The sequence below is a fragment of the Vulcanococcus sp. CPBay_Sum15L08_68 genome, from assembly GCF_017855895.1.
Classification (GTDB): Bacteria; Cyanobacteriota; Cyanobacteriia; order PCC-6307; family Cyanobiaceae; genus Vulcanococcus.
In genome coordinates this window covers 16,272-40,189 of record NZ_JAFMFX010000001.1, presented here as the reverse complement: position 1 = coordinate 40,189, position 23,918 = coordinate 16,272, and the positions used below count along the sequence as shown (strand labels likewise).

Annotated in this window: 29 protein-coding genes; 17 read left to right on the top strand and 12 right to left on the bottom strand. The window is 63.2% G+C overall.

From position 1 onward, the window contains the following. Window positions 1-20 precede the first annotated feature (20 nt). Window positions 21-389, bottom strand: a complete 369-nt coding sequence (psb28, locus tag QZ189_RS00200) for a photosystem II reaction center protein Psb28 (protein ID WP_247478268.1) — start codon at window positions 387-389, stop codon at window positions 21-23. Window positions 390-413: 24 nt separating this feature from the next. After that, window positions 414-1,475 carry a tRNA 2-selenouridine(34) synthase MnmH gene (gene mnmH, locus QZ189_RS00195; RefSeq protein ID WP_296417681.1) on the bottom strand — a complete coding sequence of 354 codons (1,062 nt, stop codon included), beginning with the start codon at window positions 1,473-1,475 and terminating at the stop codon, window positions 414-416. 97 nt (window positions 1,476-1,572) lie between these two features. Between mnmH and QZ189_RS00190 the strand changes: the two genes are divergently transcribed. Beyond that, on the top strand, window positions 1,573-2,295 hold the full coding sequence (locus QZ189_RS00190) for a GUN4 domain-containing protein (RefSeq protein ID WP_296415837.1): 723 nt from the start codon (window positions 1,573-1,575) through the stop codon (window positions 2,293-2,295). Window positions 2,296-2,356: 61 nt separating this feature from the next. Then, a complete protein-coding gene (locus tag QZ189_RS00185; RefSeq protein ID WP_010316868.1) occupies window positions 2,357-2,746 on the top strand; it encodes an ATP-binding protein in 390 nt (129 codons plus the stop codon). Here QZ189_RS00185 and QZ189_RS00180 read toward each other — a convergent pair. After that, window positions 2,743-3,075 carry a DUF6439 family protein gene (locus QZ189_RS00180; protein ID WP_296415835.1) on the bottom strand — a complete coding sequence of 111 codons (333 nt, stop codon included), beginning with the start codon at window positions 3,073-3,075 and terminating at the stop codon, window positions 2,743-2,745. The genes QZ189_RS00185 and QZ189_RS00180 overlap by 4 nt on opposite strands. Before the next feature lie 9 nt (window positions 3,076-3,084). On the opposite strand from QZ189_RS00180, the gene QZ189_RS00175 reads away from it, so the two are divergent. After that, complete coding sequence (locus QZ189_RS00175; protein ID WP_010316870.1) at window positions 3,085-3,357, top strand: hypothetical protein; 273 nt, start codon at window positions 3,085-3,087, stop codon at window positions 3,355-3,357. Window positions 3,358-3,367: 10 nt separating this feature from the next. On the opposite strand, the gene QZ189_RS00170 is transcribed toward QZ189_RS00175, so the two are convergent. Together QZ189_RS00170 and QZ189_RS00165 are read right to left on the bottom strand one after the other, a co-directional pair. Continuing rightward, on the bottom strand, window positions 3,368-3,682 hold the full coding sequence (locus QZ189_RS00170) for a copper-binding protein (protein ID WP_247478276.1): 315 nt from the start codon (window positions 3,680-3,682) through the stop codon (window positions 3,368-3,370). Between the two features lie 42 nt (window positions 3,683-3,724). Then, window positions 3,725-4,780 carry a class I SAM-dependent methyltransferase gene (locus QZ189_RS00165; protein ID WP_029626287.1) on the bottom strand — a complete coding sequence of 352 codons (1,056 nt, stop codon included), beginning with the start codon at window positions 4,778-4,780 and terminating at the stop codon, window positions 3,725-3,727. A gap of 216 nt (window positions 4,781-4,996) precedes the next feature. On the opposite strand from QZ189_RS00165, the gene QZ189_RS00160 reads away from it, so the two are divergent. After that, a complete protein-coding gene (locus QZ189_RS00160; RefSeq protein ID WP_232197292.1) occupies window positions 4,997-5,173 on the top strand; it encodes a hypothetical protein in 177 nt (58 codons plus the stop codon). A gap of 54 nt (window positions 5,174-5,227) precedes the next feature. Here the strand turns inward: QZ189_RS00160 and glnA are convergent, their stop codons facing one another. Beyond that, window positions 5,228-6,646, bottom strand: coding sequence for a type I glutamate--ammonia ligase (gene glnA, locus QZ189_RS00155; protein ID WP_010316874.1), 1,419 nt, complete (start codon window positions 6,644-6,646; stop codon window positions 5,228-5,230). Between the two features lie 242 nt (window positions 6,647-6,888). Here glnA and QZ189_RS00150 point away from each other — a divergent pair, with 242 nt between their 5' ends. Both QZ189_RS00150 and QZ189_RS00145 read left to right on the top strand, forming a co-directional pair. Continuing rightward, the gene (locus QZ189_RS00150) at window positions 6,889-7,419 is read left to right on the top strand and encodes an allophycocyanin subunit beta (RefSeq protein ID WP_010316875.1); all 531 of its coding nucleotides are present in this window, start codon (window positions 6,889-6,891) and stop codon (window positions 7,417-7,419) included. Window positions 7,420-7,494: 75 nt separating this feature from the next. Beyond that, entirely contained in the window at window positions 7,495-8,664 is a 1,170-nt protein-coding gene (locus QZ189_RS00145; protein WP_296420484.1) for an alanine--glyoxylate aminotransferase family protein, read from the top strand. On the opposite strand, the gene QZ189_RS00140 is transcribed toward QZ189_RS00145, so the two are convergent. Next, the gene (locus tag QZ189_RS00140; protein WP_247478291.1) at window positions 8,594-9,142 is read right to left on the bottom strand and encodes a nucleoside deaminase; all 549 of its coding nucleotides are present in this window, start codon (window positions 9,140-9,142) and stop codon (window positions 8,594-8,596) included. The genes QZ189_RS00145 and QZ189_RS00140 overlap by 71 nt on opposite strands. Window positions 9,143-9,197: 55 nt before the next feature. On the opposite strand from QZ189_RS00140, the gene QZ189_RS00135 reads away from it, so the two are divergent. Beyond that, window positions 9,198-10,607 (top strand): pyridoxal-dependent decarboxylase, encoded by a 1,410-nt coding sequence (locus QZ189_RS00135; protein WP_296415830.1) that lies wholly within the window; start codon window positions 9,198-9,200, stop codon window positions 10,605-10,607. Window positions 10,608-10,747: 140 nt separating this feature from the next. On the opposite strand, the gene QZ189_RS00130 is transcribed toward QZ189_RS00135, so the two are convergent. From QZ189_RS00130 to QZ189_RS00120, 3 genes are all read right to left on the bottom strand, one after another. Continuing rightward, window positions 10,748-12,322 (bottom strand): GTP-binding protein, encoded by a 1,575-nt coding sequence (locus QZ189_RS00130; protein ID WP_296415829.1) that lies wholly within the window; start codon window positions 12,320-12,322, stop codon window positions 10,748-10,750. A 61-nt stretch (window positions 12,323-12,383) separates the two neighbouring features. After that, window positions 12,384-12,833, bottom strand: a complete 450-nt coding sequence (lspA, locus tag QZ189_RS00125; RefSeq protein WP_010316882.1) for a signal peptidase II — start codon at window positions 12,831-12,833, stop codon at window positions 12,384-12,386. Further along, a complete protein-coding gene (locus tag QZ189_RS00120; RefSeq protein WP_247478301.1) occupies window positions 12,833-13,405 on the bottom strand; it encodes a biotin transporter BioY in 573 nt (190 codons plus the stop codon). Before QZ189_RS00120 ends, lspA begins: the two co-directional genes overlap by 1 nt. A gap of 55 nt (window positions 13,406-13,460) precedes the next feature. On the opposite strand from QZ189_RS00120, the gene QZ189_RS00115 reads away from it, so the two are divergent. Beyond that, window positions 13,461-13,679, top strand: coding sequence for a DUF3148 domain-containing protein (locus QZ189_RS00115; RefSeq protein WP_010316884.1), 219 nt, complete (start codon window positions 13,461-13,463; stop codon window positions 13,677-13,679). Here the strand turns inward: QZ189_RS00115 and QZ189_RS00110 are convergent. Beyond that, the gene (locus tag QZ189_RS00110; RefSeq protein WP_296420481.1) at window positions 13,676-14,959 is read right to left on the bottom strand and encodes a pitrilysin family protein; all 1,284 of its coding nucleotides are present in this window, start codon (window positions 14,957-14,959) and stop codon (window positions 13,676-13,678) included. The genes QZ189_RS00115 and QZ189_RS00110 overlap by 4 nt on opposite strands. Continuing rightward, window positions 14,956-16,212: a pitrilysin family protein gene (locus QZ189_RS00105; protein WP_296420479.1), complete on the bottom strand. Its 1,257-nt coding sequence runs from the start codon at window positions 16,210-16,212 to the stop codon at window positions 14,956-14,958. Before QZ189_RS00105 ends, QZ189_RS00110 begins: the two co-directional genes overlap by 4 nt. Window positions 16,213-16,282: 70 nt before the next feature. Here QZ189_RS00105 and QZ189_RS00100 point away from each other — a divergent pair, with 70 nt between their 5' ends. From QZ189_RS00100 to QZ189_RS00060, 9 genes are all read left to right on the top strand, one after another. Continuing rightward, window positions 16,283-17,014, top strand: a complete 732-nt coding sequence (locus QZ189_RS00100; RefSeq protein WP_247478306.1) for a phycocyanobilin:ferredoxin oxidoreductase — start codon at window positions 16,283-16,285, stop codon at window positions 17,012-17,014. After that, window positions 17,014-17,922 (top strand): HlyD family efflux transporter periplasmic adaptor subunit, encoded by a 909-nt coding sequence (locus tag QZ189_RS00095; protein WP_296415821.1) that lies wholly within the window; start codon window positions 17,014-17,016, stop codon window positions 17,920-17,922. Before QZ189_RS00100 ends, QZ189_RS00095 begins: the two co-directional genes overlap by 1 nt. Further along, window positions 17,919-19,106: an ABC transporter permease DevC gene (gene devC, locus QZ189_RS00090; RefSeq protein ID WP_010316893.1), complete on the top strand. Its 1,188-nt coding sequence runs from the start codon at window positions 17,919-17,921 to the stop codon at window positions 19,104-19,106. Before QZ189_RS00095 ends, devC begins: the two co-directional genes overlap by 4 nt. A 4-nt stretch (window positions 19,107-19,110) precedes the next feature. Beyond that, window positions 19,111-19,821, top strand: a complete 711-nt coding sequence (locus tag QZ189_RS00085) for a DevA family ABC transporter ATP-binding protein (protein WP_296415817.1) — start codon at window positions 19,111-19,113, stop codon at window positions 19,819-19,821. Window positions 19,822-19,868: 47 nt separating this feature from the next. Beyond that, a complete protein-coding gene (locus QZ189_RS00080; protein WP_006850288.1) occupies window positions 19,869-20,024 on the top strand; it encodes a hypothetical protein in 156 nt (51 codons plus the stop codon). Window positions 20,025-20,096: 72 nt separating this feature from the next. Then, on the top strand, window positions 20,097-21,029 hold the full coding sequence (locus tag QZ189_RS00075) for a glycosyltransferase family A protein (RefSeq protein WP_296420476.1): 933 nt from the start codon (window positions 20,097-20,099) through the stop codon (window positions 21,027-21,029). Window positions 21,030-21,169: 140 nt separating this feature from the next. Further along, a complete protein-coding gene (gene rpsB, locus QZ189_RS00070; RefSeq protein ID WP_010316910.1) occupies window positions 21,170-21,889 on the top strand; it encodes a 30S ribosomal protein S2 in 720 nt (239 codons plus the stop codon). Between the two features lie 106 nt (window positions 21,890-21,995). Beyond that, complete coding sequence (gene tsf / locus QZ189_RS00065; RefSeq protein ID WP_010316911.1) at window positions 21,996-22,652, top strand: translation elongation factor Ts; 657 nt, start codon at window positions 21,996-21,998, stop codon at window positions 22,650-22,652. A gap of 31 nt (window positions 22,653-22,683) precedes the next feature. Further along, window positions 22,684-23,904 (top strand): hypothetical protein, encoded by a 1,221-nt coding sequence (locus tag QZ189_RS00060; RefSeq protein WP_296420474.1) that lies wholly within the window; start codon window positions 22,684-22,686, stop codon window positions 23,902-23,904. Window positions 23,905-23,918 lie beyond the last annotated feature (14 nt).

Here is a 23,918-nt window from a genome sequence, read left to right as displayed (position 1 = left end):
GCCGATTGCGGCGATTGAATTCAGTTGGCGTCCTCTTCGCCAGCTTCGTCCTTTTTGTTCTGGGCAAAGCCGAGGTCATTGGCCTGGGCATAGCGCTCGGCAAAGCGCATGAACCGCTCGAAATCCTCGGTGGTTTTCCAGGTGTAGGTGGCCTCCAGGGCCGAAGGCTTGCCGTTGACGAACTTGGCGTTGACGTCGCGGGTCACCATCTGACCCTCTTCATCGAGCATGTACATGCCGCCGATGTCAGCCATGGTCTCGGGGGAGAGGGCCTGGGGCTGATCGAACACGAAGATCGCCTGACCGGTGCGACCATCCCGCGAACGGGTCATACGGATATCGGGCACGACCGGCTCATCCACACCGGGGAAAAACTGGATCGCGGCCATCGCCCGTTATCGCAAAGGCTGATCCTAGTGATGCTGCCCGGCGGATCTGGTTGCCGCTCCGCTTTCGATCAGTTGCTCGGCGGCTCCCTGCGCAGTGAGCCCCGCACAGTCGAGTCGCTCCCGTGGGCTTGGCTCTTCGGTTTGACCATGGCGCTCGAGCTCGTGGTCGTAGCAGCGGTCGTAGTAGTCCAGCATCTGCGCACAGGCGCCATGCCAATCCGCTTGCTCGATCGCCTCGAGGGCGGTTTTGGTGCGTTGGGGACCCAGGCGTCTGGCGATCCGTTGGGTGGCATCGGCAAGGGCCAGGGGGTCCTGGATCCCGTAGACCGCCACCAGCTGCTCCAGTCGCTCCTCAACCGGTCTTGTGATTTCCAGCAGCGGAGCCCCCTGCATCTGCTGCCAGAGCCCCGAGGGAATCCGGCAGCGGCCCACCTGCACGCTTTCGGCTTCAACCCAAATCTCTTGGGCCGAGCGGTGCTGCTGCAGCACTTCAGCGATTTTGTTTTCGAAGTGCTCCGTGGTCGGCTGGGCCGGCAAACCCAAGCCGCCAAAGCTGCTGCCGCGGTGATTCGCCAGTCCTTCGAGGTCCAGCACCGCCACGCCTTGTTCCGCCAGGGCCACCAGAAGGTCGGTCTTCCCCGTCCCTGTCCGTCCGCCGAGAAGGCGAATGGGCCAGGGCTGCTCCATCAGCGCGAGGACCCACTGGCGATAGCTCTTGTATCCACCCTCCAGCAGCAGAACCTCAAGATCGAGGGTTTCGGCTAGCCAGGCGATGCTCCCCGAGCGCATTCCGCCGCGCCAGCAGTGAATTTTCAGGGGTTGCCCTGGATGGCTTTTGCTGAGTGTCTGCAGCTTTTCCCCTAGGAAGGCCAGCTTTGGCCCCACCAGCGAGAGGCCGAGCTGCACCGCCGCAGTGCGCCCCTGCTGCTTGTAGCTCGTTCCGACCTCTGCACGCTCCTGGTCGCTGAACAGAGGCAAGTTCTGGGCCCCAGGGATATGGCCCTTTTCGAATTCAGCCGGGGCGCGGACATCCACCACCGGACCCGGGCCCTGCAGGAAAGCCTCAATCGATTGGCGCTCAGCCATGGCGATGATCCTGGGTGGGCTTCTTGCCGCTATGGGACTGCAATGCCTGACATAGTGGGCCAACGCTGTCGCACCAGCGTCAGGTCAGCCCGTCTCCATGCTCTCCGGACCACCCGTCACCACCACGGTCAGCGCTGACCAGTTGATCGAGCGCTTTCTGACGAGCGCTCCACGCCAACGGCGCTCCCTTCTGCCGCAAGTGCTGCAGCGCAGCAGTGAGTGCCGTCCTCTGATCGCCGATCAAATCGACCGCTGGGATGCCACTGGAGATGACTGGGCCTGCGGGACCCTGATCCAGTTGTTGGTCTCCGAGGACGACGCGCTCTCCCAGGCTTTTTGGACCCGTTTCCCAGAGGGCTGGCTCGCCGTGACCAGTGGCCAGGGCCTGGATTACGGCCCCCTGCAGTTGGCCTTGATTCGTCAGGACTTCGAGGAAGCCGACCGTCTAACGAGCGAGCACCTGCGCCAGTTGGCCGGACCGGCAGCCGAAAAACGCGGCTACGTCTATTACTCCGAGGTCCCGCCGATGGCCTCCGTGGATCTTGAGAGTCTGGATCGCCTTTGGGTGACCTTCTCCCAGGCTCGTTTTGGTTTCTCCGTTCAACTGCGTTTGCTGCGCAGCCTGGGCAACCGCTGGGAGCAGCTTTGGCCGCGGATTGGCTGGAAGCAAGCGGGGATCTGGACCCGTTACCCCAAGGCCTTCACCTGGACCCTCGAAGCCCCGGAGGGGCACATGCCCCTGGTGAATCAGTTGCGGGGGGTCCGTCTGATGGATGCCTTGCTCTCCCACCCAGGGGTGCAACAACGCGTGGCGTCCTGAAGCACGGCGCTTCACTCGGCGGTAGGGTCAATCCGTTCGCTGTTCCCCTCTCCGGGGCTCTATGGCGCTGCGTTGGGCTGACTACATCACCCCATCGACCCTGCATCTCGCTCCGCTGCTGGAGCTGTTGCTGGAGCCGATTCAATGCGCCGAACAACAGGCCACGCTGCAGTTGGGCCTCCAGGAGGTCCTGGTCAATGCCGTGCGCCACGGCAATGGCAACGACCCCCTGAAGTGCGTTCGGATTCGCCGCATCCTCTCCCCCAGGTGGTGTGTGTTTCAGGTTCAAGATGAGGGACCTGGCCTGCCGGCCCAAGCCCGCGTCGCTGCGCTTCCGGATCGCCTGGATGCTGCGAGTGGCCGGGGCCTGTTCCTGATCCACCAGTGCTTCGAAGATGTGCGCTGGAGCCGCAGGGGCAACCGCGTCCAAGTGGCGATGCGCAGGGCCTAGTGGCCGTGTGTTGGGCAGCCGGGGTCCTTCAGCTCACCCTTGAGCCAGCCGAGGGCATGCTCCACCAGGGCCGTCGCCTGTTGCCTCTGTGCGCTCACGCCGGCTGAGGCCGGGCCGTTGGCTGGATCCAGCAGCAGCACCAGTGCTGCTGTCAGTTGCTCGGCTGCCCGCCGTTGGGGCTGTGCCTTGAGCGCATGCCAGTCCTGGTTGCTGATGGCCAGCTTCTGATGCAATGCCTGCGCCAACTGCTGGCTCTCCAGGGGCCACTCCCGCGGATTTTGCTTCGCCTGTTGAGCCTGCACTGGACGGATCCGTTGGGACCAGGCCATCCTGACGCCATGCAACAGCGACCGCGCTCCCCCTACCAGCCGATCCGCTGGCTGCATCAACTGGCCAACCTGCTGGCCACCGTGTCGGCCGCTGAGCGCCTGGAACCCTCCGACGACAGCCTCCAGGCCCGTCGTTTGCGACAGCGGCTCTCAGCAGCCCAGCGACTGTTGGATCCGCTCCCAAGTCCGCTTCAGGCCACTCTCTGGAGTGAGCGGGTTGTTTGGCAATTCCTGCGTTGGGGCGGCGTGGGCGCCCTCATGGCCGTCCTGTTGAAGCGTTGAACCGTCACGTTCAGGCGGCGACGCGAATCAGCGAACGTCCGGTGGGGCTAGGAGCCTGTTCTTGACTGCTGCCCTCAGGAGTCAGGCCATCTGGACGATTCGCCTTGAGTCGCTCTCCCCTGAGCCAGGCGGCATGCAGGGCACGGCGGCGCCGGTCCTCTGCCAGAACCAGGCGATCAGCGGCTGCCGTCGGGCTCTCGCCAGCTCGCACCGGAGTCCGCAGACAGATTCCGAAGCCTCGTGCTTCCACTTGAACTGCCCCCTCCATCAGCACGGTCTGGAAGGACCAGCCGTTGAGCCAGCGCACGTGAAAGGGGTTGCTCATCAGCAGACCCTATGGAGCGAGCGAGTAGTGGCAAGCCCTGTGTCAGGGCTTGGTGGCAGTCCAGACCCGGGTCATCAGATGGGATTGGGCACGAATTCCGCTGAATCCTGCTGCGCTCAGGCGAGCGTCGATGTCATCGCCGATGTAGTCGCGGTAGTACGGCTCATGGAACATCCGGCGGAAGTTGTCCATGGCGACTTCAAATTGCGGTGAGTCAGCCAGCTGGACGGAATCCGCAAGCACCAGGACACCACCAGGTTCCAGAACCCTGAAGCAGTCTTCGATCACGGCCTGACGCGCTTCGCCTGGCAGTTCGTGCATTAAGAAGACGCAGGTCACCCCCTGCATGCTCCCTTCTGCAAAGGGCATCGACTCGGCGTTGCCCTGGACCAGCTGGGGTAGTTCCGATGGACGTTGCGAGAGCCAGCGATTGGCCTGGCGCAGGTAGGCCGATGACAGATCCAGGCCCACGAGCTGCGCCTGGGGCAGGGCTGCTCGCAGTTGATGCAGGGTCCGGCCCGTACCGGTGGCGACGTCCAGAACCCGAAGGGAGCTGCTGGGTCTGTCACCGAAGGCGCGAAGGCCTTGGACCAACGGCTTGATCACCCGCCGGCGCATGGGATCGGCCGTGCCGTTGAACAGGATCTCGACCTGCAGGTCGTAGAGGGTCGCCGAGTGATCGCTCAGATAGCCATCGGTCTGATGGTGGAAGTTCTGCAGGTAGTAGTCGGGGTAGTTCTCGGTCTCGACGTTGGTGGGAAGGTCACGGACGTTGCGCTCGGAGCGCCTGGTCCAGGTGCTGGGCATGTCCAGCCAGACCAGGGGGTAGCGCGCGGCCCAATCGCCCCAGGGGGCATCAAAGAGCAAGTTGGTGGGATACAGCCCCGCTTCTGCTTCTTGCCAATCCAGGTCCAGCAGGGCCTTGTGGGAGGCCTGCAGGTCCCGCAGCATCTGGGGCGGAATGGGCAGGGTTTTGGGCGCTCCATCGGGCGCCACAAATTCCATCAGGCGTGTGCTGATCTCCTTGTGGGCGACCCCGACCAGGCTCTTGCCCTGCTGTAGGGCCTCGTAGGCGAGCTTGGTGACGGCGTCAGCCATGGGCGGGATGCCACTGATCTCATGTGGCACCTATTTCAGCCGATGGGATGCAGTCGCCGTGGACTTGTATCGGCTTGAACTCTGATCAAGATTGATGGAGATGCGCGCAAATTGGTAGCAACAGCTACAGAATGAATCTGTGAAACAGGAAGGAGGAAGTCAATGATCGATACCACCCCCTCTGCTCGTTTGAATGAGCCGCACTATGTCGCTTGGGTGCGAGAGCGCCAGCGTGCTGCCCGTCGGCTGAGCGGCTGGCTGTCTCAGCGCCGGGCCAAGCCCGACCTGGATCATGAGGAGCGGGTCGACGCTCAGACCTTGGTTTGGGCCCAGCGCCATGCCCATGAGCAACGGCTGCATGACAGCGCCATCGAGCAGCTGCGTCACAGCTGACTCGCCATCAAAAAGCCCCGGCCGAAGCCGGGGCTGCCATGAACGAGACCCTGATCAGGCGTCGTAGTACATGGTGAATTCGTGGGGGTGGGGCCGCTGGCGCAGCTGCTGCACCTCCTCGTACTTCAGGGCGATCCAGTTGTCGATGAAGTCTTCGGTGAAGACGCCACCGGCCAACAGGTATTCGTGATCAGCCTTGAGGGCTTCCAGTGAGCCGTTGAGGGACGCGGGAACGGTCGAGATCTTCGCCAGCTCCTCGGCGGGCAGTTCGAACAGGTCGACGTCGGTGCCATTGCCCGGATCGATCTGGTTCTTGATGCCGTCGATGCCGGCCATGAGCATGGCGGCAAAGCCCAGATAGGGGTTTGCCAGAGCGTCGCCTGAGCGGAATTCCAGGCGCTTGGCCTTGGGATTCATGCCGGTCAGCGGGATGCGGACGGCGGCGGAACGGTTGCCCTGGGAGTACACCAGGTTCACCGGTGCTTCAAAACCGGGCACCAGGCGCTTGTAGCTGTTGGTGGTCGGGTTGGTGAAGGCCAGGAAGCTGGGGGCATGCTTCAGCAGGCCACCGATGTACCAACGGGCCGTTTGGGACAGGTTGGCGTAGGTGCCATCGCCCCACATCAGGGTGTCGCCGTTCTTCCAGATGCTCTGGTGAACGTGCATGCCGCTGCCGTTGTCGGCAAAGATCGGCTTGGGCATGAACGTGGCGGTCTTGCCGTACTTCTTGGCAACGTTGCGCACGACGTATTTGTAGATCATCACGTTGTCCGCCGCGGTGATCAGCTCGGCGAACTTCATGCCCAGCTCATGCTGGGAGGTGGCGACCTCGTGGTGGTGCTTCTCGATGGGCACACCCAGGGAGCCCATGGTGAGGAGCATCTCGGTCCTCATGTCCTGAAGGGTGTCGTTCGGGGCGACGGGGAAGTAGCCCTCCTTCAGTTGAATTTTGTTGGCGAGGTTGCCGCCTTCTTCAACGCGATCGGTATTCCAGGGGTTCTCGATCGAGTCGACGCTGTAGAAGCTCGAGCCATTGGCGCTCTTGTAGCGGACGTCGTCGAAAACGAAGAACTCGGGCTCGGGTCCGAAGTAGGCCGTGTCGGCCAGGCCGCTGGAGCTCAGGTAGTCCAGGGCCTTCTGGGCCAGGGCACGGGGGCAGCGGGAGTAGGGCTTGCCACTACGGGGCTCCTGAATGGAGCAAATCAGGCTGAGGGTTTTGTGGCCGTAGAAGGGGTCGATCCAGGCGGTGTTCGGGTCGGGCACCATGGCCATGTCCGACTCGTTGATGGCCTTCCAGCCGCGGATGGAGGAGCCGTCAAAGGCAACGCCCTCGGTGAAGGCTTCCTCTTCAACCAGATCAGGGGTGACGGTGAGGTGCTGCCACTTGCCGTGGAGGTCAATGAACTTGAGGTCAATCAGTTCAATGCCTTCGTCCTTGATCTGACGGAGGACGTCCTGGGCGGTCTTGGCCATGACGCGTTGAGAATGGCTTGGTGGGTGCCGGCCTGTACCGGACGGCTCAGACCGTAGTGATCGGCGTTGACCCCGCTTTGTATCGCCCGTAACCAAATAGAGGACTGATCGGCCTGTTTTGGACTCCTCCGCTGGTTTGAGTAACCGTTTCTGTCAACTTCTTCAAAACCTCGATCCAGCAAGGGATCTGGACGTTTGCCGGTGCTACGGTCCAACCCAGGTGCGTCGATCTCACACCCCCAATGCGTGATGCCATCACCGGTCTGATCGGCCGTTACGACCAGCTCGGCCGTTATCTCGACGGCTCGGCCATTGACCGAATCGCCACCTATTTCTCTGAATCGTCGTTGCGTCTCGCTGCGGTTGAGCTGATCAACTGCGAAGCCGCTGAAATCGTCCGCGAGGCCAGCCAGCGCCTCTGGCAGTCGGATCCCGAGCTGTTGCTACCCGGCGGCAACGCCTACACCACGCGCCGCTGGGCTGCCTGCCTGCGGGACATGGATTACTTCCTTCGCTACGCCAGCTACGCCTTGGTGGCTGACGACAGCACAATCCTGAACGAGCGGGTCCTGAACGGCCTCGATGACACCTATAAGAGCCTCGGTGTCCCCACTGGTCCCACCGTTCGCAGCATCGCCCTGATGGCCGATGTGATTAGCGAGAAATTGCTCGATTCCGGTGCCGCTAATGCGGAGCTCATCAACAGTGTTGTGCGTGCTCCTTTTGAGCACCTTTGCCGCGGCTTGGCTGATACCAACGTGCGCGCCCGCTGATTCGCTCGCACCTGCGACTGCGTAGTCTCAACCCATCCAGCCCCCTCCCAGGCCTTGGCTTCCATCTCATCAACCGTGTCAGATCGACATCGGCTGTCGCTTGCTCCGATTGATACTCCGGAGCGCTTGCTGCTGGGACCTGGCCCCTCCAATGCCCACCCGACGGTTCTTGAGGCCCTCAGCCGCTCGCCGATCGGCCATTTGGACCCCCTGTATGTCGCCCTGATGGGCGAAGTGCAGGAGCTCCTCCGCTACGTCTGGCAAACCGATAACCGCCTGACCCTGCCGATGAGTGGCACGGGATCGGCGGCCATGGAAGCCACGATCGCCAACATCGTTGAGCCTGGCGACACCGTCCTCGTGGCGGTTAAGGGCTACTTCGGCTTGCGTCTTCAGGACATGGCGGGCCGTTACCGCGCCAATGTCCAGACCATTGAGAAGCCCTGGGGCGAAGCCTTCAGTCTTGCTGAGATCGAAGCGGGCTTGAAGCAGCACAAGCCCAAGGTCCTGGCGATGGTCCATGCCGAGACCTCAACGGGTGTCTGCCAGCCCATGGAGGGCATCGGTGACCTCTGCCGTCAGCACGACTGTCTCCTGCTGCTCGACACGGTGACCTCTTTAGGTGCAGTGCCCCTGTATCTCGATGAATGGAAGGTTGATCTGGCCTACAGCTGCAGCCAAAAGGGCCTGAGCTGCCCTCCCGGCCTCGGTCCCTTCTCGATGGGTCCCCGCGCCGAGGAGAAGCTGGCTGCCCGCAGCGGCAAGGTGCCCAACTGGTACCTCGACGTCAGCTTGCTGAATCAGTACTGGGGCAGTGACCGGGTGTATCACCACACCGCACCGGTCAACATGAACTTCGGCATGCGCGAGGCCCTGCGCCTGATCGCAGAAGAAGGTCTTGCGAACGTCTGGGCGCGCCACCGCCGCAATGCTGAGCGCCTTTGGTCAGGTCTTGAGAGGCTTGGGCTTGAACCCCACGTTCCCCTGGAGCTGCGTCTCCCCACCTTGACCACTGTTCGCATTCCAGAAGGTGTCGATGGCAAGGCCTTCACGACTCACCTGCTGAACAAGCACGGCATTGAAGTGGGCGGAGGCCTGGGTGCCCTCGCAGGCAAGGTCTGGCGCATCGGGCTGATGGGCTACAACAGCCGCGAAGAGAACGTGGATCTCCTGCTCAACCTGCTTGAGCAAGAGCTTCCGGCCTTCCGCTCTTCTGCGCCTGCCGCTGCTGCCGCCGCTGCTTGAACCAGGCCTCGAGCCTGCTCTTGCATTCCAGCTCCAGCACTCCGCCCATCACTGTCATGTGGTGATGGGCGCTCGGATCCGTCGCCAAGTTCAGACAGCCGCCGAGAGCACCGCGCTTGGGGTCATGGGCCCCAAAGATCACCTGTCCCATGCGCGCTTGCACCAGGGCGCCTGCACACATTGGGCAGGGCTCCAGCGTCACGATCAGGCTGCAGTCGTTAAAGCGCCAGTCGCCCCTCAGGCGTGCGGCTTGCTCCAAGGCCATTAACTCCGCATGCCCCAGGGGCCTTTGCTCCCGTTGCCTGCGGTTGACCCCCCAGCCCAGGGCCCGTCCATGGCCATCCAGCACGACGGCCGCCACAGGGATTTCACCCTTCTCTCCAACGGCCTCTGCCCGGCGCAGCAGCCGCCTCATCCAGAGTTCATGGCGCTGAGCTTCGTTCAACCCCGAGGTCGATTCGCAGGCTTCTTCAACCATGCCAGCACGGCGGGTCCGATGACACGGGACAATGGGCGCTGAACGCTCAGGGCCATTGGCTCAAGCCCAACCGAGCCAGCCGCAGCGCAGCGTTGCCTGCTTCCCGGATCCCCTGCGGGAGGATCCCGCGTTGGAAGCCTTCTTGAGCTCGGCCAGCACGCGTCTCTGCCAGTGGTGGTCCAGTGCCGCTGAGCGCTCGCCCTTGCCCCTGCTGAGCGTTCTTCCCGAGCCGGCTCCACTGCAACAGGGCCTGTCTGCTGAGGCGTTGCTTGAGGATCTGCAGCTGGTGATGGATGGGGCCTACAACCCCGTCCACCCCGGTGCGATGGCCCACTTGGATCCCCCACCGCTCACCGCATCGGTGGCGGCTGATCTCGTCTGCGCCGGCCTCAACAACAATTTGTTGGCCGAGGAGCTCTCGCCAAGCCTGTCGCGGCTCGAGCGCAGCTTGACCCACTGGATGGCTGAACAACTGGGCCTCGGAGAGACGGCCGGTGGTGTCGCAGCCAGTGGCGGCAGCCTCAGCAATCTGATGGCCTTGGTCGTGGCTCGCCATCAGCTCGCCCATGGCGAGACCTCCGACTTGACGGTGTTCTGCAGCGCAGATGCCCACGTCTCCATCGGCAAGGCCCTGATGGTGATGGGCTTACCGAAGCAGAGTCTCCAGACCATCCAGACGGACGGCGCCGGCTGTCTCTGCCCCACGGCTCTTGCCGCTGCTTTGCAGTCGGCCGAGCAAGAGGGACGTCCTGTCCTTGCCGTTGTGGCCACCGCCGGAACCACGGTGCGGGGTGCCGTCGATCCCCTGGCGGCCATTTCTGATCTGTGCCACCGCCACGGGGTCTGGCTGCACGTGGACGGCGCGATTGGTGCGGTGTTTGGCCTCAGCCAACGGCACAAACACCTGGTCCCCGATCTGGACCGGGCCGACTCCCTCACGGTGAATCCCCAGAAGCTCCTGGGCATCACCAAGACCTCCTCCCTGCTGCTGCTGAAGCGTCCTGAACTGCTGGCCTCCTGCTTTGGCACTGGCCTGCCCTACATGGAGCCCAGTTGGCTGGATGCCCATGGCGGTGAATGCGGCCTTCAGGGAACGCGGCCGGCCGAGATCCTCAAGCTCTGGCTGGGACTGCGCCAATTGGGTTTGGATGGAATCGATGCGTTGCTCCAGGGGGCCCTCCAACGGCGCGCTGCGCTGGAGCAGCACCTCTGCGGGCTGCCCTTGCAGATGCGCAGCGGCCCATTGCATCTATTGGCCTTCACCCCGAGTGCGATGGGGGCCAGCGAATCGGAGCGATGGTCGAGCCAGACCCGGCAGCAGTTGCTCGAACAGCAGTTGATGCTCTCCCGTCCCTTCTATGCGGGGAGGCATCACCTCAAGGCCGTACTCGGCAATCCCCACACCCGATCCACTGACCTGGCTGCCGTGGCCTCGGTCGTTCAGCGGTCGTTGACTTGCGTTTGAGATGAATCAACCGAACCCCCAAGGCCGCTGGGTCGCCATCGTGACCGGTGCCATCTCGATTCTGATCGCGGTGGCCTATCTGGCCTTCATCACCGTCCTGGATGCCCGTGGACCGATGCAGCCACCGCCGCCGGAGGCCTTCAGCGACGCTCGGGCCGTGGCGGCAGTTGCCCCTGCTTCCCCTGACGCTGCAGCGGTTCCACCACACGCTTCATCGCTGCCGACAGAAATGCATTGAGGGCGGATTCACGGCGGTTCAGGTCGTACTGACGCTGCACGACGTCCTGGATTCCGCCATCCCCCCAATCCTGATCCTGCTGGAAGTAGGTGATGAAACTGCGTCCGGCGATTCGAGTCAGCCAGCCTGCACCCACCGCCTGCACGGCACGGCTCAGCAGCAGCGCCGGAAGGTTCAGGCTGAGCGCGGCCCCGACCAGGCTGATGCCGCCCTTGATCAAGCCCAAGCTGGCCAGGGTTCGTCCAACGGAAACAGCCAGTTCCTGGGCCGAGGTTTTCGACAGGCTGACCCCATAGACGCGGCCGATTTCCATCACCATCTGGGCATTGACGGCGGCGGCCCCGAGCAAATCGATGCCCGGAAGCGGAGTGGCCGCGAGCACCCCGGCGCTGATCCAGCTGTAGCGATCGACGATCGACTCCGCATCCTGTTGCCGCTGCTCCCCCAGCAGACGGCGTCCCGCGTCGCTGAGCCTGCTGCTCTGCATCAGGATGTTGTCGGCAATCAGCTCCTCCCCGTCGCTGTGCAAGACCTGCGCGATCCTCCGCAGGAGCCGATCGATCTCCGGTGCTGGTTGCAGCGGTTGACCACCCGGCATCGGAACCGATTGGGGTGATGCACTGGCCGTCAGCACGTCCTCCAGTGCAATGCGGCCCTGGGTTCTGCGTCGAAGCAGCTCGAGGAGGCGTTTCTCTTCTTCTTCACCCCGCAGATCGCACTTGTTGAGGACCAGCAGCAGCCGTTTGCCCAAGCTGGCGAGCGCCGCAAACACCTCGAGCTCAGCGGCCCGAAGATCCCCATCGACAACAAGCAGTAGGAGATCGGCATTCGAGGCCTGATCGCGGGCAATCTGCTCGCGCTTCTGCCCCTCGATGCCCGCTTCCAAAATCCCCGGCGTGTCAACCAGTCGGATGCCTCGCTGCAGGTTGCGCAGGCGGAGGCGATAGCTCGTGGTTGTCGTCGTTGAACCCATGGCTGCTCCGACCTCGCCCACGACGTCGCGCAGCAGCGCCCGGATTAGGGATGTTTTCCCGGCGGAGCCGGTGCCAAACACCACGATCACTAAATCGCCGCGTTCCAGCTCTGCTGCAACCCTCTCTCGTTCTTGCCTGAGGGCCTCACGTTGGACCTCGTCCCGGATGCCCTGCAGGAGCGTCTCGATCCCTGCAAGGTTCTTTTGAGCTGCTTCCTTGCGGTTGACGGGAGCCTCAATCGGCGCACTGGTGCGCGAACCGGGCTCTTGAAAGACCTTCCAGCCTGAGCGCCGGATGCTGTTGAACCAGGGCCAAGCAAAGCGAGCGATCAGCAGTGCTGCCCCGCCGAAGAGCAGCAGGCTGAAGGGGCCAACAAGCCAGCTCGGAAGCAGGTAGCTCAGCTGCCAGAGCAGATTGTTGACGGCCTGGAGCACGGCGGTGACGACCACCAAGACCCCGAGGGCCAGACCAAGCCAAAGCCAGATTCGACCAGGAGGTTTCACGCCAGCATCCCTTGGTGGAGGTCAAGGGCTCCTTGACCACGCGCTCCGATGATCCCCTTGATTAGTGCCTGCGCCAAGCGGGAAAGAGCGAGAGCGCTAGGCAAAGAACCGCGAGGTTGATGGCGACATCCGCGAGGTTGAAGATCGGGAAGGAGATCGGCACAAACTCCAGGAAGTCCACCACCCGCCCCAAGCGCCAGCGGTCGATTCCATTGCCAACGGCTCCCCCCAGCAAGAACCCCAGGCCCATGGCCTGCCAGCGATCCAGTGGACCGCTCGTCTGGATCCAGAACACAAGCCCCACGGCGACCGCGAGGCTGACCACTCCCAACAGGTTGGCGTTTCCCTCCAGCATGCTGAAGGCCGCACCGCTGTTGAAGACCAGCTGCAGTTGGAGCAGTCCTGGAAGCAGCGGACGAACGCCCACTCCGGCCAGATGGTCCACGGCCCAGGCCTTGCTGATCTGGTCCATCAGCACAACGGCGATGGCGATCCAGTAGCTCCGCTTCATCAACGGTCCAGCAACAACAGGCGTCGGGTCGGCCAGGCGAGAACGGCCACCGCACAACAGAGGAGCAGTTGGGGGAGCAGCGGCCCAAGGCTGTAGGTCAGCACCAACTGGGGCAGCTGTCCGCCCCAGCGCTGGAACAGCCCGCCGAGCAGGAGGTTGGCCAGGCCGCAACCCTGAAGGATCAACAGCCCCAGGACCGCTGCAGCCACAAGATTCAGCAGGTCATCCATGTCCTGCTGCTGGGCGAGGCGGCCGGTCAGCCAGGCAGCTGGTAGGAACCCAGCCAGATAGCCAAAAGCGGGATCGCTGAGGTAGCTCAACCCGCCGCCACCCTGAAAAACCGGGAGCTGGAAGAGCCCCAGGCTGATGTAGGCCATGCCGGCCAACATGGCCGGACGATGTCCGCAGACCAAGGCCGTAAAGAGCAGGGCTGGCACCTGCAAGGTCATGGGCAGGGGCACGAACGAGACGCCCTGGCTGCCTGGCCAAGGGATCGCGGCCTGAATCAACCCTCCACAGAGGATCAGCAGCAATCCAGCGAGGGCACCACTCCAGTTGGCAAGGGCGCGCACAGTTGGCCTCTCAGTGGGACCATCCTGCAGGAGAGTGGTGGTCTTGCAACGACCGATGTCCCAGGAATCCATCAGCGTTGGCACTCAGGTGCGTCTGCTGGCTCAACCCAGCTATCTCAAGACAGCCGACGCGATGTCGATGCTGCGCCCGCCTGATTTGATCGACGCCGACGAGGTTGGCCAGGTGGTAGCCCTCAAGGCCTTGGATCAAGTCGCCGTCCGTTTCCGTCGCGGCACCTTTTTGCTGGAGCTCAAGCAACTGGAACCGGTTTAAGACCGGTTCAGTGGATGCCCCGTCCAGACCGCCGTTGCTGCCTCAATCGCGTCCTGCGGTCCGCAGAGGCTCAAGGACGGTCCCTGCAGCAGCGCCTGCGCTGCTTGGTGGAGATCGCTCGGCGTCAGCGCTTCAGCTTCGAGAAGACAGCGATCGGCAAAGTCGAAGGGCAGGCCATGGCCGAGGACCAGGGCGTGGCGATCGGCCACTTGGCTGCAGGTTTGGCGCCCTAAGGCCTCCTGACCTTTGAACTTCGCCTTGGCCAGCTGGAGTTGTGCATCACTGATGGGCTCCTCGAGCAGGCGCAGCCATTCATTGAGCAGCTCGCGGGTGGCGTCCTCAGCGCGATCGCTCGAGCTGGAGAGATGGAACACGAAGGGGGCATCCCCGAGGCGCGCGGGGTAGTGCACCCCCACGTCGTAGGCCAGGCCGTGTTCCTCCCGTAGGGCCACAAAGAGGCGGCTGGACATGCCGATGCCCAGGTGGCAATGCAGCAGCCGTAGGGCCAGGGCCTGCTCACTGCCAAGGGGAGCTGTGGTGGTCCCCAGCATCAAGACCAACTGCTCAGTCTCATCGACGTTGCTCGCCAGTGAGACCTGCTTGAGCCCGGAGGCGCCGGCCAGGCGCTTTGGTGCCTGGGTCCTCCAGCTCTGGCCCTCGAGCTGATGCAGCAACAGTTGCTCGGGCTCCGCTGGGATCTGGCCCGCCAGGACCATCACGGCACCCTCTTGCCCGAGCTGGTGGGTCATCTGCTCGAGTTGCGGGCGAGCCAGTGCGCAGAGTTCGGCCTCAACACCCAGGGGGTCGTGGCCGTAGGGCCCTGAGCCGTAGAGCTGCTGACGCAGTTGATCGTGGGCGACCTGGAAGGGGTCCTCCTTCTGCCGCTGCAGGGTTTGCAGATTGAGTTGACGCTCGAGGGTCACCTGGTCCTCGACCAGCCACGGGCTGGTGACCATCTGCAGGACCAGCGGCAGCAAGAGAGCCGCGTCATCACTGGCGCACTTCAGGCTGATCAAGGTGCCGTCTTCGGCGGCCTCACAGCGCAGTCCTGCGCCCCGGCCTTCAACGAGATCAGCCAGGGCGTCGCCACTGAACGGCCCGCAGCCCCGGCTCAGCACCCCCGCGAGCAGTTGGGAAGCCCCCCGCTGGCCAGAGGGGTCGGCGCTGCTTCCGCCGCGGATCCAGAGCTTGGCCGAGAGGATGGCTGGACCTGGACGCTCGATGAGCCAGAGCGGACAGCCTCCGCTGAGCTCACGTTGTTGCACGCCGGCGCTGCTCATGCTGGAACCGCCTCCAACACAAAGGCCCGCTCCGGCTGCAGTTGGGGGACGACGTCCTGCACCAGGCGCTGTCCGTCCCATTCCTCGAGCCAGTCGAGCGGGGCTTGGAGGTTGTGCTTGCGATCCCACAGCGCGCTGTTGCCAACCATCGCGGCGACGGCGCTTGGCGCCTCCAGGCTGAAGCGGTAGCCGTTGCCGACCAATCGCCGGGCGCGCTCCACCTCGGCTTCGCTTGGGATCTCCTGCTGCAGTGCCTTCAGGACGCCATTGATTTCCGCTCGAACACGGCTGAGGTGTTCGGGCTCACAGACCGCCTCAAGCAAGACAAGGCAGCCGGACTCCAAGACGTTGAGATCGAGATCGACGCTTTCCACCAGCCGAAGCTGCTCCCGCAGTCGCTCCACCAGGCGACTGCGCCGTCCCTCCGCCAACAGGGTGGTCAGCAGGTCCCCACCAACCACAGACATTTGGTCAGCTGCACCGGGCAGCGGCCAGGCCATTAAGAGCCTGGCGGCCTCCAGCCGGGGCAGTTCCAGTCGCTCTTCACCGGGCATGAACTGCAGTGGAGCAGGCCTTGCGTCGGCTTCGGAGGGGACCAACTCCGCCAAGGCTGAGCGCTGCAGTTGCTCTTCCAGTTGCAACGCCGCCAGCGGCCCTGCCACCGAAAGGCAACAACGATCGGCGCGGTAATGACGGGCATGGAAGCGCGCCATGGCCTCCGGGGTGTGGCCAAGGAGTGCGTCCCGGTCCCCCAGGATCGCTTTGCCATAGGCGTGATCCAGGCAGCTTTGCTTGAGCAGCTGCTGAAAAGCCACTTCTTCCGGTTGGTCCTCACTCTGGGCGAGTTCCTCGAGCACCACCTGACGCTCCATGTCGAAATCGCTCCGGTCCAAGCGCGGTTGAAGCACCAGATCAGTGAGCAGCTCCAGTGCTTCAGCGCAGGCTTCGGGCGGAATCAGGACGTGATAGTGCACGTCGTCGAAGCCGGTGGCTGCATTGCTGTTGCCCCCAAGCGCTTCGATGCGCTGGTCAAATTCACCGGCTTGAAGGCTGTGACTTCCTTTGAAGACCATGTGCTCGAGGAAGTGGGCGATCCCCGCCTCCCCGGGGGCCTCCACTCCACTGCCGGAGCGGCACCAAAAGTCAAGGCAGACCACAGGTGCATTCGGCAGATCGAGTTGCACCAGGGACGTTCCGTTGGCGAGCTGACCACGCTGCGGTTCAGGCAGCGGAGCGGTGTTCAGACCTGACAACGGATTGAGAACCTGTGGTTCGCCCCATTCTGCTGGCAGGATCGCCAGGACGGTCGCCGCTTCAGCCCCGATGAGTTCTGCTGCCCTCGGCATTCATCCGCTCGTTGACGCCCTCGCTGAGCGCATCCGTCAGCAGTGGTCCTCCTTGCCGGAGCTGCAGCCACTGGCGGTAGATCCCCAATTGGAGGCCATTAGCGGCAGCCTCGATGGGGAGGACCTCTTCATCCGCAATGAATTGCGCTCCAGCCGCGGTCTGCGCAAGTTGCACCTGGAAACCGCACGGCTTGGAGCCGGCCTGCAGATCCTCCACTGCGTCTTTTTCCCCGACCCCCGCTATGACCTGCCCGTCTTTGGGGCGGACATCGTTGCCGGCCGTGGCGTGGTCTCTGCTGCAATCGTTGATCTCTCGCCCGTGGATGGCGCCCTGCCGCAGGCGGTCCTTCAGCGTCTGGAGGCCCTGCCGAAGCGCGCGTTCAGCCAGGAGCGTGAGCTGCCTGAGTGGGGGACGATCTTTTCTCCCTATGTCCGCTTTGTCCGTCCTGCGGATGCAGCGGAAGAGCAACGCTTTATCGAGCTCGTCAGTGATTTTCTGCGGGTGTTGGGTGAGGCCAGTGCAGAGGCCGTTCCTCAGCCCATCGATCACCCAGATACGGTGAGGCGACATAGCGGCCAGCTCTCGTATTGCCAGCAACAGAAGCGCAACGACAAGACCCGCCGCGTGCTCGAGAAAGCCTTCAATCCCGAGTGGGCCGATCGCTACATCGAGGAGTTGCTCTTCGACGATCCACTGCCCCTGCAGTGATGCTGCAGTGGCTGAAGCGATATCCCTGGCGAAGTGGCGGTGGAGCAGTGGCTCTGCTGCTGCTCGCCGTGGTGATTGGTCGTGCCCTGGACCGGCCCGCCCCGGTGCCTCCGGCCCCGGTTGTTCAACCCAGAATTGAATCCGTTTCGGCCCTGGGTCGACTGGAACCCGCCGGCGATGTCCGCAAGCTGGCCGCTCCCATGGGGTCGATGGGCGGCAGCCCCCGCATCAGCAGCCTTTCGGTCCAAGAAGGTGACCGGGTCAAGCGCGGTCAGATCCTGGCCACCTTTGATAACCGCCCCGGACTCTTGGCTGATCTCGCGGCGATCAATGCCCGTATTGGCACCCTGGATCGCTCGATCGCGATGCAGCGTCGTGAGGTGAGTCGCTACCGCGAAGCCTCCAGGGAAGGTGCCGCCAGCATGGTGCTCCTGGAGGAGAAGCAAGACGAGCTGGTGACCTTCGAAGGACAACGGCGTCAAGCCCTCGCTGAGAAGCGAGGCATTGAAGTGGACCTCAAGGACAGCCAACTCCGCTCACCCATTGATGGGACGGTATTGCGGGTCTATGCCCGTCCTGGGGAGCGTCCTGGTTCGGACGGCATCCTGTCGGTTGGCGCCAGTGACCGCATGGAGGCGATCGCCGAGGTCTACGAAAGCGACATCGGTCGGATTCGCCTGGGCCAGAGTGCTTCGTTGATCAGTGAAAACGGAGGCTTCAGCGGCAAGCTGAAGGCTGAAGTGCTGCGGATTTCACCGCAGATCCGGCAGCGAGATGTGCTCTCCACCGATCCCACGGGCGATGCGGACGCTCGCATCGTCGAAGTGCGACTCGCCCTGGATCCCGCCGATGCCAAGCGTGTGCAGCAGCTCTCGGGCCTGAAGGTCATCGCGCGCTTTGAGCCGTGAGTCTTCAGCGTTGGTTTGAGGGGATCTGGCAACGCCGGCGCATTCCCCTGGCCCTGCTGCTCTTAACCCGGCAGCCAGTGCGTCTGGCTGTAGCGCTTGCGGGCATCAGTTTCGCCGGGATCCTGATGTTCATGCAGCTGGGCTTCCGTGACGGGCTGTTTGATGCCAGCGTCACGATTCACCGGCTGTTTGACGCCGATCTGGTGCTGATCAGTCCCCGGTCCACCAGTTCGGTGAGCATGGCGGGCTTCCCCAAGCGCCGTTTGGTCCAGACCATGGCGGCCCCAGAGGTGGAGGGGATCACGCCGGTTCACTGGAATTTGTTGCTCTGGCGCAACCCCGAAACGCGGGGCACACGCTCCATCTTGACCCTGGGCTTTGAGCCCAATGATCCCCTCTTCACCGATCCTTCGCTGGCCCCAAAGGCGCGGGCTCTGACTCAAAAGGGGCGGGTTCTTTTTGATGAGCAGTCCCGACCGGAATTTGGACCGGTGGCCGAGTGGTTCCGTGAGGGGCGCACGGTGGAGAGTGAAATTGCCGGCAAGCGCGTCCGCGTGGCTGGTTTGGTGGGCTTGGGAACCTCCTTTGGAGCGGATGGAAATCTGCTGACCAGCTCGGAGACCTTCATCGATCTGCTTCCCAACACCCCGCCCGGGAGCATCGAGGTCGGCTTGGTTCGCCTGAAACCCGGAAGCGATCCCATCGCCGTCGCCCAACGTCTGCAGGCTCAACTGCCCAGCGACGTCAAGGTGCTCACCAAGCAGGGCTTTATTGATTTCGAGCAGAACTACTGGCGCACCAGCACCTCCATCGGCTTCATCTTCACGCTCGGGGCCGCCATGGGATTCGTCGTTGGCTGCGTGATCGTTTATCAGGTGCTCTATTCCGATGTCAGTGACCACCTGCCGGAGTACGCGACCTTGATGGCGATGGGCTACAAGCTGCCCAGCCTGCTTGGGGTCGTTGCCCGCGAAGGACTGCTGCTGGCCGCCTTTGGCTATCTCCCGGCCTATGCCGCAGGCCAGGGCCTCTACCTCATGGTGCGCTCTGCCACCCAACTGCCGGTGTTCATGGACTCCGCCCGCGCCATCACCGTGTTCAGCATGATTTTGGTGATGTGCATGGCGTCAGCAGGGCTGGCCATGCGTCGCCTGGCCGACGCCGATCCCGCAGAGATTTTCTGAACCGATGGCCATCTCCGCTGCAGTTGATCTTCGGGAGCTCTCCCATTTCTATGGATCGGGGACCATGCGCCGCCAGGTCCTCCAGGGCGTCAACCTGACCGTTGCGGCCGGCGAGGTCGTGCTGCTGACGGGACCCTCCGGCTGCGGCAAGACCACCCTGCTGACCCTTGTCGGCGCCCTGCGCTCCGTTCAAGAAGGATCCGTAGAGGTGTTGGGCCAACAGCTGGCCGGTGCCAGTCGCCGCGATCGTCAGCGGCTGCGCCGCTCGATCGGCATGATTTTTCAAGGACACAATCTGCTGCGCTGCCTGACGGCGGAGCAAAACGTGCAGATGGGATCGGACCTGCTGCCTGGCCTGAGCTACCGCGCCCGGCGTGATCAATCCAGGGAGTGGCTTCGGGCCGTGGGCCTCGGGGACGAACTGCATAAGTTGCCCCATGACCTCTCCGGCGGTCAGAAGCAGCGCGTGGCGATTGCCCGTGCCCTCGCAGCCCACCCGCGCTTGCTGCTCGCCGATGAACCCACCGCAGCGTTGGATTCGCAAACGGGTCGTGAGGTGGTGGAACTTTTAAGGCGTTTGGCCCGGGATCAGGGCTGTGCGGTCCTGATGGTCACCCATGATCCGCGGATCTTGGATATCGCTGATCGCCTGGTGCGCATGGAGGATGGCCGTCTGCTGGAGGCAGGAAAGCCCGCGTTATCCGTTCAGCACTGAGGGCGATTCAGTACTGTGGGGACTAACCCGAACTTCACGCCGTTTCGATGGCCAAACGCCGCAACCTCAAGAAGGAAAAGCAAGAGCGCAACCGCGCGTACGCCCGCAAGTTCAAAAAGCGGAAGATGCGTAACGACGGTCGCGGCGAAGGCGCAGGTAATGGCGTGACCGGCACCGCCAACAACGGCGGCGCTGCTGACTGATCAGCTCTCGCAATTTGACTGCTCTGGGATCCTGAGGGATCCCTTTTTTTTGCTCGAATCGTCGACCTGGCCATGTTCCTCAGCGTCGTCATCCCCACCTACAACCGTCTTCCGATTCTCGAGAAGTGCCTGCGTGCCCTCGAGAGCCAGCGACTGGCTGCACCGATCAGCAACTACGAGGTGGTGGTGGTGGATGACGGGTCCACCGACGACACAGTGGCTTGGTTGGGCCGCCATCAGGCCGATCTCCCCCATGTCCGCCTGGTCCAACAGGACCACGGTGGACCGGCTGAGGGGCGCAACCGCGGGGTGGATCACGCCCGTGGTGACGTGATTGTTTTTATTGACAGCGACCTGGTGGTGACGGAGGACTTTCTCCTGAGTCACGCCAGCCAGCTGAACCAGAGCTGGCAGGAGCGGGGCGACCGCCTCTGCTTCACCTATGGAGCGGTGATCAACACCGCCAATTTTGAAGATCCGACCAGCGAACCCCACAAGCTCCGCGATCTTTCCTGGGCCTATTTCGCCACCGGGAATGTCGCGATTGACCGTGAGGTTCTTGAGCGCAGTGGCCTGTTTGACACCCGCTTCCGGCTCTATGGCTGGGAAGACCTGGAGTTGGGCGAGCGGCTGCGGCAGATGGGCGTCGTCCTGGTCCGTTGTCCAGCTGCGGTTGGCTATCACTGGCACCCGCCCCTGAGCTTGGAGCAGGTCCCCCGCCTGATCGCCGTCGAGGGGGAGCGGGCCAAGATGGGTCTGGTCTTCTACAAAAAACACCCCACCCGGCGGGTGCGGTTCATCATTCAATTCACCATCCTCCACAGGGTGCTCTGGGAGCTACTGACCCTGGGTGGTCTCTTGAATGAGCGCAGCCTTCTGCCGCTGCTGGCTTGGCTCATTCGTCAGGGCCAAGCGGCATGGGCCATGGAGCTACTCCGGCTTCCTCTCAATCGCATCGGTGTCAGGGCGCTTTATGCCGAGGCTCGGGCCGCCGGTCTGCGCTGAGCAGAAGGCCCGTTTGGTAGTGTTTCCAGGCACTTTCAAACCGCACACCTGCGCGTTTCGGGTGATCAACCGGTGATTCAGGTTCGTCCTGTTCGGTGGATCCCTGGCAGGTGGAGGCAAACCCGAAACCTCAACACAACATGGCTGTCGTCACTCTCGCCGAAATGATGGAGGCGGGTGCTCACTTTGGGCACCAAACTCGCCGTTGGAACCCCAAGATGTCGCGCTACATCTATTGCGCGCGCAACGGCGTCCACATCATTGACCTCGTGCAAACCGCGGTTTGCATGAACAACGCCTACAAGTGGGTTCGCAGTGCCGCACGCAGCGGCAAGCGCTTCCTGTTTGTGGGAACCAAAAAGCAGGCCTCTGAGGTGATTGCCCTCGAAGCCAGCCGCTGTGGTGCTGCCTACGTGAACCAGCGCTGGCTGGGCGGCATGCTCACCAACTGGACCACGATGCGTGCCCGCATCGACCGCCTGAAGGACCTCGAGCGGATGGAGTCCTCCGGCGCCATCGCCATGCGTCCTAAGAAGGAAGCCGCAGTCCTGCGCCGCGAGCTGGACCGCCTGCAGAAGTACCTGGGTGGTCTCAAGAACATGCGTCGCCTCCCCGACGTGGTGGTCCTGGTGGACCAGCGCCGCGAGACGAACGCCGTGCTCGAAGCCCGCAAGCTGGACATTCCCCTGGTGTCCATGCTCGACACCAACTGCGACCCCGACCTCTGCGACGTGCCCATCCCCTGCAACGACGACGCAGTGCGCTCCGTTCAACTGGTGCTCGGCCGTCTGGCGGATGCCATCAACGAAGGTCGCCACGGCTCCAACGAGCAAGCTGCCTACGACGACGTTCAGGCCTGATTCGTTCCTGACCCCAGTGGTTGATGCCAGGAGCTTCCCCCCGGGGAGGCTCTTCGGTGTTGAGCCCCTGTTTTGATTTTTCCCCTCTTCATCACCGCAACGCACCATGGCTGAGATCTCCGCCAAGCTCGTCAAAGAACTGCGCGACATGACCGGCGCAGGGATGATGGACTGCAAGAAGGCCCTCAACGAAACGAAGGGCGACAAGGACAAGGCCGTCGAGTGGCTGCGTCAGAAGGGCATTGCCTCCGCCGAGAAGAAGGCTGGCCGTGCCGCCGCTGAGGGCGCGATCGGTAGCTACATCCACACCGGTGCCCGCGTCGGCGTTCTGGTTGAAGTGAACTGCGAAACCGATTTCGTCGCCCGTGGCGAGATCTTCCAGGAGCTCGTGCGCAACGTGGCCATGCAGGTCGCTGCATGCCCCAACGTTGACTACGTCAAGGTCGAGGACATCCCCGCTGAAGTCGCCGAGCGCGAGAAGCAGATCGAGATGGGCCGCGATGACCTCGCCGGCAAGAAGGAGGAGATGAAGGAGAAGATCGTGGCCGGCCGTATCGGCAAGCGCCTCAAGGAGATGTCCCTCCTCGATCAGGCCTACATCAAGGACAGCGCCCTGACCGTCGACGAACTGGTTAAGCAGGTCTCCGGCAAGGTCGGCGAGAACATCCAGGTGCGCCGCTTCGTTCGCTTCAACCTGGGCGAGGGCATCGAAGTCGAGAAGATGGACTTCGCGGCTGAAGTGGCTGCCATGCAGGCTGCTTGATCGGGACTCGTCCCTTCAGCGCTCTGGTCCCGTGAGTCGTCCTCTGGATCCCAACACACGATCCCTGGACGAGGCCAAGGCACAACTCCTCTCGCTGCTTCAGCAGCAAGAGGAGTTCACTCCGGCCCTCTACCGCGACCTCGCCCTGTACCTGCAGGTTCTGCGGGATGGCCTGTTGCACAGCGTGCAGCAGGCCTGTTTTCATTTGGCGACCCAGGTGGTTCCTGAGCGCTACAACCAGCTGACACCAGAGCGCCGTCAGACGTTTCAGCGGCGTCTCCAAAGTTTGGTGAAACGCTCCTGTTCCCTGCTCACCGTCGAGCAGGTGATGGGTCTGGCCGCCCAGCAGGCCCGCAAGCAACAGCGCCGGCAGCTGCAGGAGCAGCAAAAAATTCTGCAAAGCATGCTGGAGGGCCAAGAAGAAGCCACCCCGAGCTCTCCGCCCGTTGAACGGCCTGCTGAGGCTCCATTGCCCCAGTCGATCAATCTCAGCCTGGATCTCCCCCTGGGGGCCGATCTGTTTGACCGAGGTGTGCCGGGATTGCCAGCATTGAACCAGCGTCCTCGTGTAGCCGAGGAAGACGAGGTTCCGTCTGCCGAGCCAGCTCCGCCTGAGGGGGATTTAGCCCTGCTTCAGTCCCTGTTCTCGATGGCCTCCGAGACCCTGTCAGCACGGTCCTCCGAGTCCGAGACCCCTGAGGTTGAGGAGTCTGGGGACGAGGTGGGCGATTCCGAAGGCCTTCCGTTCGAGAGCTTCGACTCGGACGTCGTCAGTTCGCATCTGCCTCGCGATCCCCTGCTTCAGGTGCGCTGGTGGGCCCATTTCGATCGTGCTCTGCGCCGACGTCTGCGCAACCTCTCCCATGCCATCAATGTGGAGATGATGCGCGTGGGTCTGGCGCAGGGCTTGCTCCCTTTGAATCTCCTGGATGCGGTCTTGGATGGACAGGTCGAGGCCCTGCCTGCGCCAGCCAATGTCCTGCGGATGGCTCTGCCTCTCACCCTGAATCCAGCGGCGCCCTCCCTCGCCCCGACCGAGGTCTTGACCCTGCTGTTGCGTGGTCCGGATCTGGAGTTTGAACAACCCCGTTTGCGCACCTGCCGTCAGCGCTTGGAACAGAGGCGCCGCACATTGCGCACAATGGCCAAGCGGTATCGCACCTGGCAGCGCCGGGTCAGTGCCCTCGAGGCAGAGCAGCAGTGGTTTCAGGACAGCGCCCCCACCCAGAATCCAGCAACGGATCGCAGCTAGCGCTCCAGGCTTGG